The sequence below is a fragment of the Paenibacillus sp. FSL R5-0341 genome (assembly GCF_037975235.1).
GTDB lineage: Bacteria > Bacillota > Bacilli > Paenibacillales > Paenibacillaceae > Paenibacillus > Paenibacillus amylolyticus_A.
Genome location: NZ_CP150241.1, coordinates 1,533,435 through 1,548,448, shown reverse-complemented (window position 1 = coordinate 1,548,448; position 15,014 = coordinate 1,533,435). Strand labels below are relative to the sequence as shown.

Here is a 15,014-nt window from a genome sequence, read left to right as displayed (position 1 = left end):
GCTATACCCAAGTTGATCAGCCTTTTTTGTTGCTGCACAGCAACGTGTTTTCATTTAGAGTAGAACCTCTTGAACGCAATCATCTAATTCTGATTTGGTATCAGTAACGGCAGGAGCTGATCCAATGAATCAACGGTCCAATCCGCACGGTCGTCATCGGAGAGTTCCGGTTGGAATCTCCCATAACCCTGCATGATTCGAATCGTGTGCATACCCATCTTCCGGGCAGGAATAATGTCGTTATCGATCCGATCCCCGACCATGACAGCTTCCTCTGGTTCACAGCCTGCCTGTTTCAAGGCCACAGCGTATAACTCAGGGTCTGGCTTGGACACTCCTTCTTCGGCTGAACACGCCAGAACATCAACATACTTCCGCAAGCCGTAGCTCTCCAGTCTCTCTTCCGTTCCAGGACTCTGATTGGCAATAATGCCAATGCGATAATACCGTGACAACTGCTGCAGAACGGAATCCGCTGAAGGAAAAGGACGTTCAAGATCTTTTTGAAACTTCAGCTTGTCCTGAATCTGTTTCCGGTGGCCCTCGTCTTCAATGAATGTGCGAATCGCCACTCTCATGGGCCATTGCTCGTATTTCCGGTAACAGCTCGCGAACAGTTCGCGTACCGCCTCAATTTCTACTGGATACCCTAAAGCACAAGCTTCACGGACGAACTGTCCGATAATATCATCAACCGGCTCCCATTCATCCACCAGCGTATCTCCAACATCAAAAAATAACCACTTTAACCCACTCACATCCGGCATGCCAATTCCTCCCTGTAAGCATAAAAAAAGAAGACCCACCATCACGCATGAGTCTCCTCAAATTTCCGTTTATCGATGAATCAATTTCATAATACCTTGAGTGAATTTGATTCTAATACATTCAATTATAACAGGCACCTAACACCTGAGCAATCACAAGCTATGGCATTAACCATTGAGGAGAAAGCCGACTTCCCCATTGAGCGAATATACAATCCGGTCTGCGCCCATCCCGCGATAGATGCCCTTTGGATGACTCTGCTCCGTGATGACGCACAGGGATTTCGAAGTCCATGAACGGCAGATCTGTAAATAACGACAGGTCAGATTCAGGCTGTTCTCGAAAATAAACACGTTGCCTACGCTACCCTGCGGCAAAAACCATTTTTGAGCTGCAGCCGTATTCATGCGAATGACATGCTCTACCCCGATTCTGCGGAGTCTCCGCTCTTCCCCTGCACTGTTGGTTAGAACGGCAAACGGCATTTTTTTGTACATCAGCAATTTGATAAATTTGCGTCCTGCTTCATTTGGAGCAGTCACTAAGATCATCTCAGTATCCATCATTCGTTCCTCCCTTGGCGTGAAAAGACAACAAAAAAGAAGCGTGGGGGACCAAGGCCTCCCGAACGCTTCTTAAATAACCCATGGCGAAAACGCCATGAACCAGCGTACGGCTTGTTGCCTCTCCCTTTAACGCTTACGAGGTTAGCTGACGGATTCGGGCGCGAGAGTCGCCCTATTTCCGGCTGTCACCGGAAAATTCACCCCATGAATGCCTACTGTCCTGGACAGCGCATTCCGTTGGTTCCCCCGTTTCCCACTCATGAATGAATGGAAACTCAGCGATTAAAACATCGTTCGTATATCTTAAAGTAAGATCGAGCGATATTATCGTTTGTTTCGTTTTTCAAGTACAATTTAGTTTAAATTGAAATTACGTTATGAATCATACACCCGCGCCATGACGCTGTAAAGTCCGCACAGATCACCGAATCGGCAGATTTCTGCCAATACTCATCCATAATAACGCTTACAATAAGGTTATACTCTATCCATCTCTTCAAGGCTATCTAATTCTCACGCTGACGAAAATCACTTCGCAATTCATTCACGTATTCTGCACAAGTTGCCTGTTTTGATTCTTTTAACACCACATTAGTTTTGCAATATTTAATTGCAACCAATATAATAGAAGATATAAGAGTATATCAATGGAGGCGATTTAGATGACAGTCTACGATTACAAAGTGAATACCCTTCGCGGTCAAGAAGTTGAAATGTCCGACTACCGTGACAAAGTGCTCCTGATTGTGAATACGGCAAGCTCATGCGGCCTTACTCCTCAATTCAAAGGTCTGCAAGAACTGCAAGACAAGTTCCAGGATGCTCCATTTGAAGTTCTTGGTTTCCCAAGCAACCAGTTTGCACAGGAAAAAGGTTCTTCCGATGATATTGCCGAGTTCTGTCAGATGAATTATGGCGTAAGCTTCCCTATGTTTGAGAAAATTGATGTGAACGGCTCAAGCGCTCACCCTCTCTTCCAGCACCTTAGCACAGAAGCTCCTGGCCTGCTCGGCTCCAAAGCAATCAAATGGAATTTCACCAAATTCCTTGTGGATCAGAACGGACAGGTCATTAAACGTTATGCTCCCAAAACAACACCGGATAAGATTGAAGAAGATATCAAGAACTTACTCCAAAAATAATGCACAGGCCACCCGTAGCCGGAAAGGTAGAGCTCCATTACCTCCGATCATGGATGGCCTTTTTTTCAACCCCGATGTCAGACTGTTCAAAAAAGACAAAAAAGAAGCTTTCCAATAACGGAAAGCTTCTTCTTCATCGTTCATATGATGCGGTCGAGAGGACTCGAACCTCCACGGGCATACGCCCACTACCCCCTCAAGATAGCGTGTCTGCCATTCCACCACGACCGCATGTCGTAAATAATCGGCAACAGAATTGATTATACCGGGTTCTGTTCTAAAAGTAAAGTGTTTTTTAATACTTCTTTTTCAACTAGGCATTTTCATCAAAAATCGCATATTCTCGTCATCTTTACCCATGAACTGCATATTATTAGATTCGATCCCCTCTTTTTCGGTAAGAGCCGATCTTGTTGATTCATTTATATATAGTCCCCCCTACATTTCTCAAACATTTAACTTTAAATGTTATATAAAATAACACTAATATTGAATTTCAGATTTAATCCATTGAATTTCAATGACACCATTGACAAAAAGCGGACATTTATGGGATGATAACTATCATATAATTCGGATTTTCAAACATAAAGCAAACAATAAGGAATATAAATGTTAATTAAAGTGACATTTAGCGAACACAGGAGGCGAATGATTGTGAACCGTGGGAATAAGCTGCTCGATTATGTTAAACTGCTTGATTCCTCTATTCAGGTTGGAGGGTTCACCCATTCCTTCGGCATGGATATCCATATCAAGGAGGGTACCATTCGTAATGCTGAAGATCTCGAATCATTCATGCGTTGTCAGTTGCACCCCAGCATCGTTCGTCTTGAAGGCATGGCCATCAAAGGCATCTATACCGCAGCAGATCACAAGGATACATGGCGGATAGCCCTGATCGACAAGCTCGTACATGTTCAGCGAACTCCTGGAGATCTCAGAGAAGAAGCTGCTACGATGGGTAAACGATTGATCAGACTCGCACGCGCTCTGCACCCCTGGATTGATTTCAGCCAGCTCGAACAGACCTTCGCCAAATATGATTCGGTTGGCTGCCTCTCCACTGTTCACGCCTGGATTAACCACCACCTCGATATCCCTGTCGAGGCGGCAGTTCTTGGTTATCTGCATTCAGCCATGAATGCCTGCATAACCGAAGCCTCCAAAGTCATTCCCCTGAACACTGATACAACCAAAGATCTGACGGTACGCCTGGCCGCAGATCTGGAGAATGAATGGAACACCGTCAGCGCCTCGGCTGCGGATGGACTGGCACAGCCAACCTCGATGTCCATGAAATCGTTTTTCCCCAGTTTCCATATGCTTGGAGCTGGACTTCATGCCTACAGGGCCTAATCCTTGTCCACCTACTCCTACACCTGCTCCCCTTCATTCAGACACAAAAAAAACACGCGGCAACCTCCTTGCCGACGTGTTTTTTGTCATTTCATTGGTTTATTTAACGTATTTGCGCCATTTTACATCACAAAATACACTTTTTTCCGTCTTTTTTAATTGTTAGATGACGGATTTACGTATATAATAAAATATACAGCTCGCATTTCTATATATTCTACATGAAGAAAGAGCGACTGAATACTACATTCTAACCAGGGGTGAACCCTTTTGAACAAGAAAAAGCCAGTGACTCCGTTCGGATGGGCCATCAAACGACGGCTAACCGAACTTCAAGTGGATCAGAAGACCTTTTGTGAACAGCATGGCATCCCACCCTATCGTTTATCCAATCTCATTCACGGCACACGCAAAGCAACTCGATTCAGACACTTGGTCGCTGATATTTTGGATATTCCAGATGAACTGAGATAAGATTTCTGCCAAAGGAGGACCCCATCCATGAGACATGTTACATCCGATCTGGAGAGGCTGTCGTTCCACTCCATAACTCACCAGCTCATCATCGTTGATCACGATTGGATTATCCAAAGTTGTAACCGTGCTTGGCAACAGGAACTCGGTCAACTATTACCGAACCCGGATGCGAACAGCACTCATAGACATTACCTGCATCTGTTGGAAGCCTGGGCATTACAAGGCAAGAACGCCAATATGGCACTTGTCGCACAGAATTTGAAAGAACGCGGAACACCCTTTAGTCGAAATCATACATATGACATCTGCGTGTATACGGTATACAACGAAGAGAGGTGGTTTCGTGTGGAACTCACCCCTCTATCTCACACTAACTCAAACCTGGATACCGATCTCGCTTTGATTGCCCACATGGATATTACCGAACAGAAAAAGACAGAACGCCAATTGAAGAAGGCTCTGTCTGACGTTCGCACCTTGCGAGGATTACTGCCTATTTGTGCTGTCTGCAAACAAATCAAGGACGAAGAGGAACATTGGAACTCCGTCGAGAGTTATCTGGAGAAACATACCCACGCCGAATTCACCCATGACATCTGCCCGGAATGCATCCGGCGGTTATATCCGAAATACTCGAATATTCTGGACAAGCGTTCCTGAACCCACTCTGCACTCGATACGATAACTACAATTACACAGACAGATGATGTTCAAACTGGGACATATCCAGTTCTTGCGGTGTCCCATGTAGGGTAATGGTACCTTTGTCCATGATATAGATATAATCTGCAGCACTGCGCACAAAATCAATACTCTGCTCGACCAGCAGAACCGAGAGGTTCCCCTTTGCCTTGAGCTGTAAAATAACCTGCCGAATGTCCTCCACGATGGAAGGCTGAATGCCTTCTGTCGGCTCATCAAGTAGCAGTAACCCCGGACGCGAAGCCAACGCTCGGGCAAATGCCAACTGTTGCTGCTGTCCACCACTCAGATCCCCGCCCTGCCGCCCATACATTGTAGCAAGCACAGGGAACATCGCCAGCACATCCTCCGGGAACGCCTTTACACCTGGTGCACTTGTCTCCAGGCCAAGCAACAAGTTCTCTTTCACCGTAAGCTGTGGGAAAATCTCCCGCCCCTGCGGTACATAACCGATCCCCGCCCTTGCCCGCTTGACTGTATCCAACGTGGATAACTCCTGATTTTGCCATTGAATATTGCCCTTGCGTATTTTGAGCAGCCCCATCAATGTTTTCATCAACGTCGTTTTACCTACACCGTTACGGCCCATCAGACACACCACCTGCCCAGGCTGTACATCCAGGTTCACACCACGAAGTACATTGCTTTCCCCGTAGCCGGATTCAATTCGTTGCAGCGACAGCATGGTCATCCCTCCTTTTGCCCAGATACACTTCTGCCACTTTCGAATCCGCCTGCACTTCCGCCATCGTACCTTCCTTCAACAATTTGCCTTCATGCATCACGGTCACCTTGGCTGCAAACTCTCGCACAAACTCCATGTCATGCTCCACCACCACAACCGAGCGCTCACGCGCAATCTCTTGCAGAAGCCGTCCGGTCTTGTGTGTTTCTTCATCCGTCATGCCCGCCGCTGGTTCGTCCAGCAACAACACACGAGGCTCCTGCAAGAGCAACATGCCGATCTCCAGCCACTGCTTCTCCCCGTGGGATAATGCTCCTGCACGAGCATCAACGCGGTCTTGCAGACCAATCTGGAGGGTAATATGCTCCATGGCAGCACTCATTTTTCCATATCGACGAATACCGATGGCTTGCAAAGGGGAACGGCGCGTCTCCGCCGCCAGCGTCAGATTCTCCTGCACCGTCAGACCCGCGAAGATCGAAGGCGCCTGGAATTTGCGTCCCACCCCTTTGCGAACAATCTGGTGCTCCTTCAGTCGTGTTAATTCCGTACCATCCGCCATCTTTACCGAGCCGGACATGGGTTTGGTTTTGCCGCATATCACATCCAGCATCGTCGTTTTTCCCGCACCATTCGGTCCAATCAGAAAATGCAGGTCATGCTCATGCAGCTTCAGATTCATGCCTTTGACAGCAACGAACCCACCAAAGGCTACCGTAATACCCTCCGCTACCAACACCGTTGATTCCTCAGTAGACTTCAGGTTTTTCCCGCGTGACTTGGACATGCGCACTCTCTCCTCTCCGCTTCAGCAAACGAACGATATGACGATACACACCTACAATTCCGTTTGGCATGAACAAAACTACTGTTACAAAGAGCCCACCAATGACGAACAGCCACCCTTCAGGGTAAGCCTCGCTTATGCCTGTTTTGGCTGCATTCAGCACCACTGCTCCGATGACCGCTCCAATAAGCGTACCTCGACCACCCAGCGCAACCCACAGGACCATCTCAATAGAAGGCACAATCCCCATCATCGATGGCGAGATAATACCGACCTGAAGAACAAACAACATGCCCGCGATGCCTGCAAGCGCACCGGAAAAAGCAAAAGCCAGCGTTTTATATCCTGCCGGATCATATCCGAGGAATCGCACCCGATTCTCTCCATCCCGCGCAGCTTCCAGCACCTGACCGAACCGGCTGTTCACCATTCGACGACACAGCACATAAGCGATCACCAGAACAGCAAGCGTTATATAGTAGAGAGCAATCGTTGTTCCTGCGGAATGAAGTGTAAATCCAAAGATCGAATTATACCCGGTAATGCCATTCGTTCCGCCCGTCCATTCCTGTTTGCCCACAAACAATGTCACCGTAATGAGAACCAGGGCTTGCGTCAGGATCGTAAAATATACACCGGTAATCCGGTTACGGAATGTAAACCAGCCCAGAGCAAAGGCGAGCAATGCGGGAAGGGCTATCCCCAATAACAGCGCCACCGGGAAAGAGCGAAACGGTTCCCAGAACCACGGCAGGCCGCTGAGACCACTCCATCCCATGAAGTCCGGAAGTGTTGCACCGCTAGCCTGAAGTTTCAGATACATCGCCATCGCATACCCACCCAGACCGAAGAACACACCATGGCCTAGACTCAGTACACCTCCATATCCCCAGATCAGATCGAGACCAATGGCCAGGATCGCCAGCGCCAAAAACTTGGCTAACAGACTCAGACGAAACTCCGTGGAGATCAGTGGAGCGAGACACATCATGATCAGTACAACCGCCCAGATAATCCTCATTTTCAGACTGCCAGTCTTGAGTAATGCCGACATGAACTAACCCCCTTCTTCACGTTAATCGAGACTCCGTGTGCGCATCGCGACCAAGCCGCGTGGTTTCCATTGCAGAAAAGCAACGATACATACGAACACGAGCACCTTTCCAATGGAAGCCGAGGTATAGGTTTCGAACAACGTGTTGAACATACCGATCCCCAGTGCACCGCACACGGTTCCGACCAATTTCCCCACACCACCCAGGACAACCACCATGAACGCATCCACAATATAATACGTACCAAGCGAAGGACCAATCGGACCAATGAGCGTTAACGCACAACCAGCGATTCCAGCGATTCCCGAACCAATCGCAAAGGTCATGCCATCTACCCGTCGTGTCGAAATGCCCAGACAGCCCGCCATGCTCCGATTCTGCATTACAGCCCTCATTCGTCTTCCGGAAGATGTTCGATAGATATAGAGGTACATGCACAGCAGCACAACCGCAACCAGTGCGATAATGAAAATTCGTTTATACGGAAATACAATGCCATCCGAGATCGCCAATCCACCATTGAGCCAGGCTGGACTGGATACCCCCACATTCGGCGCTCCGAATATCGTACGGGCCAGTTGTTGCAGCATCATGCCTACACCCCACGTCGCAAGCAGACTGTCCAACGGCCTGCCATACAGATGCCTGATCAACACCACTTCAAGCAACCAGCCAATCAGAGCAGCTACAATGAACGCAATCGGCAGAGCCACAACAAAGTAGGCACCGAACCACGCCGCTGGAGCATAGGACATGAACAGATTTTGAGTTACATACGTTGCATATGCACCGATCATGATCAGTTCACCGTGAGCCATATTGATGACATTCATCAGCCCAAACGTTACCGCCAGACCGAGTGCAATCAACAACAAAATCGAACTGATACTCAGACCGTTGAACATCTGCAGGATAAACATATCCATCGCTATCCCCTCCTCCATACCGTGACTCTCGATATTTCACATGATATCAATTAGCGGCAGCAACACATCGCACACCACAGTAACGCTTTACCGCAATGCGGTGAGAGGATGTGTTGTCACACCCTCGTCTATGAATTGGCTGCTTTGAAACAAGTTGCCTGTTTTATTGCGAGGTTTCTATGTTATTTAGCGCTGAGGGATGCTCCCCATTCATACGTTTTCAGATAAGGATCCGGCTTGACAGGCGCACCAGAATTCCACAATTCCTTGAACTGCCCGTCTTCCTGCACCTCACCAATCCGCACCGTTTTGTAGATATGTTGATTCTCTCCATCCACGGTTACCTTACCTTCCGGGGCGTCAAACTCCAGACCCTTGGCAGCCGCTTTCACCTTCTCCACGTCGGTTGATCCTGCTTTTTCCACCGCCGCCTTCCAGAGATAAACCGCTACATATCCCGCTTCAATTGGATCTGCTGTCACTCGATCAGCGCCATATTTTTCTTTATACTTGGCAACAAATGTTGCATTCTCAGGCGTATCCGTTGTCTGATAATAATTCCATGAAGCCAGGTGGCCCTTCAATACGTCTGCGCCGATGCCACGGATTTCTTCCTCCGCCACACTCACCGACAGGGTCGTCATCTGATCTGAGGAGATTCCAGCATCCTTCAATTGTTTGAAGAAGGCTACATTACTGTCTCCGTTCAGCGTATTGTATACAATATCAGGCTTTGCAGCCTTGATTTTGCTAATGATGGTACTATAATCGGTATGGCCCAACGGGGTATATTCCTCACCCACCACTTCGCCGCCTTCTGCTGCGAGTTGCGCCTTAATGACCTGATTGGCCGTTTTCGGGAATACATAATCTGAACCGAGCAGATAAAACGTCTTGCCCCTGTTCTCCAGTAACCAGGTTACGGATGGAACGATCTGCTGATTCGTTGTGGCTCCTGTATAAAAAATGTTTGGCGATGATTCCAATCCTTCATATTGCACCGGATAAAACAATAGACCTTTGTTCTGTTCAAACACGGGGAGCATAGCCTTCCGACTTGCAGAGGTCCATCCGCCAAATACCGCAGCGACCTTATCTTGTTGTAGTAACTTCCCAGCCTTCTCCGCAAAAGTAGGCCAATCCGAAGCGCCATCCTCAACTACAGGTTCGATCTGTTTACCCAGAACTCCGCCCGCGGCGTTAATCTCTTCAATAGCTAGCATCTCGGCATCTTTAACAGATACCTCACTGATTGCCATCGTTCCGCTGAGGGAGTGAAGAATGCCAACTTTGATCGTATCACCAGATGCAGCCGGCTCTCCTGTACCACCTGAACCCGAAGCTTCAGGCGGCGCAGCGCCCTCCACACATCCTGTCATCACAATGACCGCACCGAGCAAAATACTCCATAACTTGACCGACCTCTTCTTCAATAGCCTACACTCCCTTTTTTTAGTCTATTGACGAACATTAAGGACATTTACACCCGAAATGTTCGTTGATCCAAATTATGGAGCGTTACACCCTTCATGTCAATATAGCTTACATAATTTTATTTCATGCCTACTCATTTCATGCATGCTGCTAATAAGCCCGGAAGCTTATTGACAAAGGATTCACCCTGTGTGAGTATATTTAACATATAACATGATCCATGAACATATCAGACATTATAAGCGAAAGGTCGGATTGCCTTGCACTGGACTGAGCAGGAAAAGGAAAAGCTCCTGATTACCGTGGCCGCTAACCTCGCCCGTGAACGAAGAGCACGCGGACTCAAGTTGAATGTTCCCGAAGCCATCGCCTTGTTGACCTCCGAACTTATGGAACGAGCACGGGATGGAATGAGCGTTACCGAATTAATGAGATACGGAGGCACCATCCTGACACGCGAAGACTGCATGGATGGCGTTGCCGATATGATTCCTGAAGTACAGGTAGAAGCTACATTTCCTGACGGTACGAAACTGGTTACCGTACATGAACCTATACGCTGAGAAAGGCAGGAGAAACCATGATTCCTGGTGAATATCGCTTGAAGCCAGATGACGACATCATCTGTCATCCGGATCGTTCAACCCTACGCCTCATTGTCCTCAACCGCGGCGACCGTCCCGTCCAGGTCGGCTCTCACGTTCACTTCTATGAAGTTAATGCAGCACTGGACTTTGATCGCACGTCAGCTTTTGGACATCGCCTGCACATTCCGGCAGGCACAGCAGTCCGCTTCGAACCCGGTGAAGAGAAGCCGGTTGAACTCACGACCTTTGGCGGCAAACGCCAGATTCACGGGTTCAACGGATTAACCGAAGGTTCTGCGGATCAAGCTCCTGATCCACAGAAACTGGAGACATTCCTGAAGACGTTCTCTCCACCCATACAAGATGGAGGTGAACCTTCATGAAACGAATGAGCCGCGAACAATACGCGTCGATGTTCGGACCCACAACCGGTGATGCTGTCAGACTTGCAGATACCGAACTATGGGCAGAGATTGAACATGATTATGCTGTCTACGGAGACGAGAGCAAATTCGGGGGTGGCAAGGTTATCCGCGACGGGATGGGCCAGTCCACCTCTGCTCTGCGAAGTAACGGCACTCCTGATACTGTTATCACCAACGCTATCATTATCGATCATTGGGGCATTGTAAAAGCAGATATCGGCATTCGGGATGGTCATATCTGCGCCATTGGCAAATCTGGTAACCCGGACACGATGGATGGTGTTCATCCCGCACTAGTCATCGGAGCTTCCACCGAAATCATCGCTGGTGAAGGCATGATTGTAACTGCCGGCGGCATTGATACCCATATTCATTTCATCTGCCCACAGCAGATTCAAACTGCATTATCCTCCGGGGTCACGACCATGATCGGCGGCGGAACAGGACCGGCAACAGGAACCAAAGCCACCACCTGCACACCAGGAGCCTGGCACATTCACCGGATGCTAGAGTCCGCAGAAGCTTTCCCCATGAACATTGGTTACCTTGGTAAAGGCAACAGCTCCACCACCGCACCTTTAGTCGAACAGATTGAAGCGGGTGTAATCGGCCTGAAGCTGCATGAGGATTGGGGTACTACCCCGAGCGCGATCGATGCATGTCTGACTGCTGCCGGAGAACATGATGTTCAAGTCGCTATCCATACCGATACACTGAACGAAACCGGATTTCTCGAAAACACACTGGCTGCGATTAACGGCCGGACGATCCACACCTACCACACAGAAGGCGCTGGTGGCGGACACGCACCGGATATTATCCGGGCAGCTGGGGAGTCCTACGTTATCCCCTCATCAACTAATCCAACACGACCATACACACGCAACACTGTAGAAGAGCACCTGGATATGTTAATGGTGTGTCACCATCTGGACCCTTCCATCCCGGAAGATGTCGCTTTTGCGGATTCGCGGATTCGCCCCGAGACGATTGCGGCCGAAGACATTTTGCATGATCTAGGCGTGTTCAGCATCATCAGTTCCGATTCACAAGCCATGGGCCGAGTGGGCGAAGTCATTATCCGTACCTGGCAGACAGCCGACAAAATGAAAAAACAGCGTGGCAAACTCGAACTCAACCCGGATTCTCCCTCCGATAACGATCGGATCAAGAGATATGTCGCCAAGTACACCATCAATCCCGCTATCGCTCATGGAATCGGACACCTCGTCGGTTCGGTGGAAGTTGGAAAGCTGGCAGATCTAATCATATGGAAACCGGCTTACTTCGGTGTAAAACCCGAGATCGTCATTAAAGGTGGCATGATTACGTTCGCCCAGATGGGTGATCCCAATGCGTCCATCCCGACACCTCAGCCCGTATTCGGCAGACCGATGTTCGGAGCCTATGGTAGCGCCATTGCCAGCGGATCGATCACATTTGTATCCCAAGCCGCAGCAGAAGCAGGGATCAAAGAGTCATTGGGCTTGAAAAAGCGGGTTGAACCCGTCAAAGGCTGCCGCTCAGTCAGCAAAAAAGACATGATTCATAACGACGTCACCCCCGTTATTGAAGTCGATCCCGAAACCTATGAGGTGCGCGCCGACGGCGAGCTTCTCACCTGCGAACCCGCAGACGAGTTGCCTATGGCACAGCGGTACTTTATGTTTTGATAGGAATACGGATTAGCTGATAAGGGGGCACTCATGATGAACAGTGGCACGAAGCTACTCCGTTACGTTCAGCTGCTGGATTCAGCCCTGCCCATCGGTGGTTTCTCCCATTCCTTTGGTCTGGAAGCCTACACGCATGATGGCACCGTACGAAATACCGCCCAGCTTGAACAGTTTATTCGCAGCCAGCTTCATTCCAGTCTTGTAAGACTAGATGGCCTTGCCATCAAAGGCGTCTATCAAGCGATAAAACAGCAAGACGCCGCTCTACTTGCTCTGTATGACAAACGCGTCCACGCCCAGCGTTCCCCTCGGGAACTCAGGGAAAGCGGACACAAAATGGGAAAGCGACTGCTCAAGCTCGCCCGTTCACTCTATCCATGGATGGACTTTTCCCTGATTGATAAGGCCATACAGGAATACGGCGCATATTGCGGCATCACAACCATTCACGGTTATATCAACTATCAATTGGAGATTGGACTGGACGAAGCCGTTACCGGGCATCTGTATACCTCAGTGAACGCTTATGTGAACAGCGCACTTCGCCTGCTGCCCATCGGACAAACGGAAGCGCAGATGTTGATTCAGAAACTGCTTGATGATATTGAAGCGGAATGGGCTCTCATTCGGGAAAATGACCCGGAAGACATGCGCAGCTTCGGAATCGCCCAGGAAATCTACGCCATGCGGCACGAAACCTTACCCGCGCGGCTATTTATGTCTTAACTACAACTTTTATATAACCAAGGAGGAATTGTTATGTGTGGAGGAGCTAATCATACGCATCATCCGGAGTGGAAACGCAACGAATTTGATCGGAGTCGTCCGATGCGAATTGGCATTGGTGGACCAGTAGGTTCAGGTAAAACAGCCCTTGTGGAGAAGCTGTCCAAGGCACTGCGTACACGGTATAGCCTTGCTGTCATCACGAATGACATTTATACCAAGGAAGATGCCGAAATCTTGCTGCGTCAGAACGCCCTGGCACCAGAGCGTATTATCGGCGTTGAGACAGGCGGATGCCCGCACACGGCTATTCGTGAGGATGCCTCCATGAATTTCGAAGCAGTTGACGAGTTGATTGAACGTTTCCCAGATCTACAACTGATCTTCATCGAGAGCGGCGGTGACAATCTCTCTGCTGCATTCAGTCCAGAACTGGCCGATGTGTTCATCTACATTATCGACGTTGCCCAAGGGGAGAAACTTCCTCGCAAAGGCGGTCCCGGCATCACCCGTTCAGATCTGTTGTTAATTAACAAAACCGACCTCGCTCCTTACGTTGGAGCAAGCCTGGAAGTGATGAAAAATGATACCGAGCGGGTACGCGAAGGCCGCCCTTACGTCATGTCTAATCTAATGAGCGGTGAGGGTGTATCCGAGATTGTCCACTGGCTTGAACATCAATATATGGATGACGATGCTTCCGCTGCACATCTGCATTCACACAGCCATGAGCATGGCACTCACTCGCATTAATTCATCTTCTGTCCCCACGGGAACAGAGATGAATCGGGACGAAAGTGCAGGTGAGCCCGTCACGCGCCGCAGCGAGCTTCGGGCCACCTTTGCCTTTCAAGGCGAGCGAACTGTCATGACTGATCGTTATTACAGCGCCCCCCTCCGGTTTAGCCGATCCTTTCGACCTCCCGGAGGTGGAACCGAATTATGCGTGTACACGTCAGACGTTTCTCCCGGAGTCCTCAACGGGGATCACTATCATTCCGAGTGGGAATTAGGGGAAGGCACCCATGTCATGCTGAGCAGCACATCTGCTACCAGGCTTCATCCCACACCTTCCATTCCCTCATCCGTCAATCATCACTTTCGGTTGGGAAAAGGGGCCACGCTGGAATACTTTCCTGAATGTGTAATTCCTTTCAAAGGCAGTTCTTCATCACTCACTGTAACCTTTGAGCTGGAAGAACAGGCGATCCTGGCCTATGCAGATATCTGGTCTGCCGGACGAATTCATCGGGGAGAAGCATTCCAATTTGAGCGTTACCGCAGCTTGACGGAGATATGGCAAGGCGAGAAACTGGCTGTCTGGGATCGATTCGGACTCGATCCGGAAACCGATGACCCCAAACACTCAGCATCCCTCCTTCACTATACTCACACGGCTGCATTGTGGATGATTGCCCCGGGACTGGGTACTGCCGAGCTGGAACAGGTCAGATCCGCTCTGCCACCAGATGGACGAATGCTCGCAGGGGCAAGTTTGCTGGCAACCGGCGGCATCGGCGTTCGACTCCTTGGCATGGCAGCCTGGGAGCTTCAGGAACAGTGTCTTCAGATCTGGAATACACTTCGTCCCCATCTGCTGGGCAAAGAAACCCTCGTTTTTCGTAAATAAAGATATCGATCATAAGTTAACACAAAAAACCTCTGAACTGTCTCCGAGTGTGTTCGGATTAGTCCAGAG

General features: G+C 49.2%; 17 protein-coding genes, 1 tRNA gene and 1 riboswitch. Of the genes, 10 read left to right on the top strand and 8 right to left on the bottom strand.

Translation table 11 applies throughout. The annotated features are described in order from the left end of the window. Positions 1-83: 83 nt before the first annotated feature. Positions 84-767: an HAD family hydrolase gene (locus MKX75_RS06850; RefSeq protein WP_186333547.1), complete on the bottom strand. Its 684-nt coding sequence runs from the start codon at positions 765-767 to the stop codon at positions 84-86. Between the two features lie 168 nt (positions 768-935). Beyond that, positions 936-1,334: a hypothetical protein gene (locus tag MKX75_RS06845; protein WP_235193755.1), complete on the bottom strand. Its 399-nt coding sequence runs from the start codon at positions 1,332-1,334 to the stop codon at positions 936-938. Positions 1,335-1,449: 115 nt separating this feature from the next. Then, a riboswitch (cyclic di-AMP (ydaO/yuaA leader) is annotated at positions 1,450-1,625 on the bottom strand. A gap of 371 nt (positions 1,626-1,996) precedes the next feature. Here MKX75_RS06845 and MKX75_RS06840 point away from each other — a divergent pair. Further along, positions 1,997-2,476, top strand: a complete 480-nt coding sequence (locus MKX75_RS06840) for a glutathione peroxidase (protein WP_036610823.1) — start codon at positions 1,997-1,999, stop codon at positions 2,474-2,476. Between the two features lie 148 nt (positions 2,477-2,624). Here MKX75_RS06840 and MKX75_RS06835 read toward each other — a convergent pair. Then, positions 2,625-2,707, bottom strand: a tRNA-Leu gene (locus tag MKX75_RS06835). Between the two features lie 426 nt (positions 2,708-3,133). Between MKX75_RS06835 and MKX75_RS06830 the strand changes: the two genes are divergently transcribed. The 3 genes from MKX75_RS06830 to MKX75_RS06820 all read left to right on the top strand — a co-directional run bounded on the left by MKX75_RS06830 (position 3,134) and on the right by MKX75_RS06820 (position 4,972). Continuing rightward, positions 3,134-3,835: an urease accessory UreF family protein gene (locus MKX75_RS06830; RefSeq protein ID WP_175623631.1), complete on the top strand. Its 702-nt coding sequence runs from the start codon at positions 3,134-3,136 to the stop codon at positions 3,833-3,835. A 270-nt stretch (positions 3,836-4,105) separates the two neighbouring features. Beyond that, positions 4,106-4,309: a hypothetical protein gene (locus MKX75_RS06825; protein ID WP_017690011.1), complete on the top strand. Its 204-nt coding sequence runs from the start codon at positions 4,106-4,108 to the stop codon at positions 4,307-4,309. Between the two features lie 27 nt (positions 4,310-4,336). Continuing rightward, entirely contained in the window at positions 4,337-4,972 is a 636-nt protein-coding gene (locus MKX75_RS06820; protein WP_339168995.1) for a hypothetical protein, read from the top strand. Positions 4,973-5,003: 31 nt separating this feature from the next. Here the strand turns inward: MKX75_RS06820 and urtE are convergent, their stop codons facing one another. From urtE to urtA, 5 genes are all read right to left on the bottom strand, one after another. Next, entirely contained in the window at positions 5,004-5,699 is a 696-nt protein-coding gene (gene urtE, locus MKX75_RS06815) for an urea ABC transporter ATP-binding subunit UrtE (protein WP_339168993.1), read from the bottom strand. Further along, entirely contained in the window at positions 5,677-6,486 is an 810-nt protein-coding gene (urtD, locus tag MKX75_RS06810; protein ID WP_339168991.1) for an urea ABC transporter ATP-binding protein UrtD, read from the bottom strand. The genes urtE and urtD overlap by 23 nt, the downstream gene beginning before the upstream one ends. After that, positions 6,449-7,540, bottom strand: coding sequence for an urea ABC transporter permease subunit UrtC (gene urtC / locus MKX75_RS06805; RefSeq protein WP_339168989.1), 1,092 nt, complete (start codon positions 7,538-7,540; stop codon positions 6,449-6,451). Before urtC ends, urtD begins: the two co-directional genes overlap by 38 nt. Before the next feature lie 21 nt (positions 7,541-7,561). Then, positions 7,562-8,467 carry an urea ABC transporter permease subunit UrtB gene (gene urtB / locus MKX75_RS06800; RefSeq protein WP_036610830.1) on the bottom strand — a complete coding sequence of 302 codons (906 nt, stop codon included), beginning with the start codon at positions 8,465-8,467 and terminating at the stop codon, positions 7,562-7,564. Positions 8,468-8,649: 182 nt separating this feature from the next. After that, complete coding sequence (gene urtA, locus MKX75_RS06795; RefSeq protein ID WP_339168987.1) at positions 8,650-9,900, bottom strand: urea ABC transporter substrate-binding protein; 1,251 nt, start codon at positions 9,898-9,900, stop codon at positions 8,650-8,652. Positions 9,901-10,161: 261 nt separating this feature from the next. On the opposite strand from urtA, the gene MKX75_RS06790 reads away from it, so the two are divergent. The 6 genes from MKX75_RS06790 to MKX75_RS06765 are packed head-to-tail and all read left to right on the top strand — an operon-like array spanning position 10,162 to position 14,945. Beyond that, entirely contained in the window at positions 10,162-10,464 is a 303-nt protein-coding gene (locus MKX75_RS06790) for an urease subunit gamma (protein ID WP_339168985.1), read from the top strand. Positions 10,465-10,502: 38 nt separating this feature from the next. Further along, positions 10,503-10,871 carry an urease subunit beta gene (locus MKX75_RS06785; protein ID WP_339168983.1) on the top strand — a complete coding sequence of 123 codons (369 nt, stop codon included), beginning with the start codon at positions 10,503-10,505 and terminating at the stop codon, positions 10,869-10,871. Continuing rightward, positions 10,868-12,586: an urease subunit alpha gene (gene ureC / locus MKX75_RS06780; protein WP_339168982.1), complete on the top strand. Its 1,719-nt coding sequence runs from the start codon at positions 10,868-10,870 to the stop codon at positions 12,584-12,586. Before MKX75_RS06785 ends, ureC begins: the two co-directional genes overlap by 4 nt. A 33-nt stretch (positions 12,587-12,619) precedes the next feature. Continuing rightward, entirely contained in the window at positions 12,620-13,315 is a 696-nt protein-coding gene (locus MKX75_RS06775; RefSeq protein WP_339168979.1) for an urease accessory protein UreF, read from the top strand. 33 nt (positions 13,316-13,348) lie between these two features. Next, positions 13,349-14,068: an urease accessory protein UreG gene (gene ureG, locus MKX75_RS06770; protein WP_062833117.1), complete on the top strand. Its 720-nt coding sequence runs from the start codon at positions 13,349-13,351 to the stop codon at positions 14,066-14,068. Further along, a complete protein-coding gene (locus MKX75_RS06765; RefSeq protein ID WP_339168977.1) occupies positions 14,043-14,945 on the top strand; it encodes an urease accessory protein UreD in 903 nt (300 codons plus the stop codon). The genes ureG and MKX75_RS06765 overlap by 26 nt, the downstream gene beginning before the upstream one ends. The last annotated feature ends 69 nt before the right edge of the window (positions 14,946-15,014 follow it).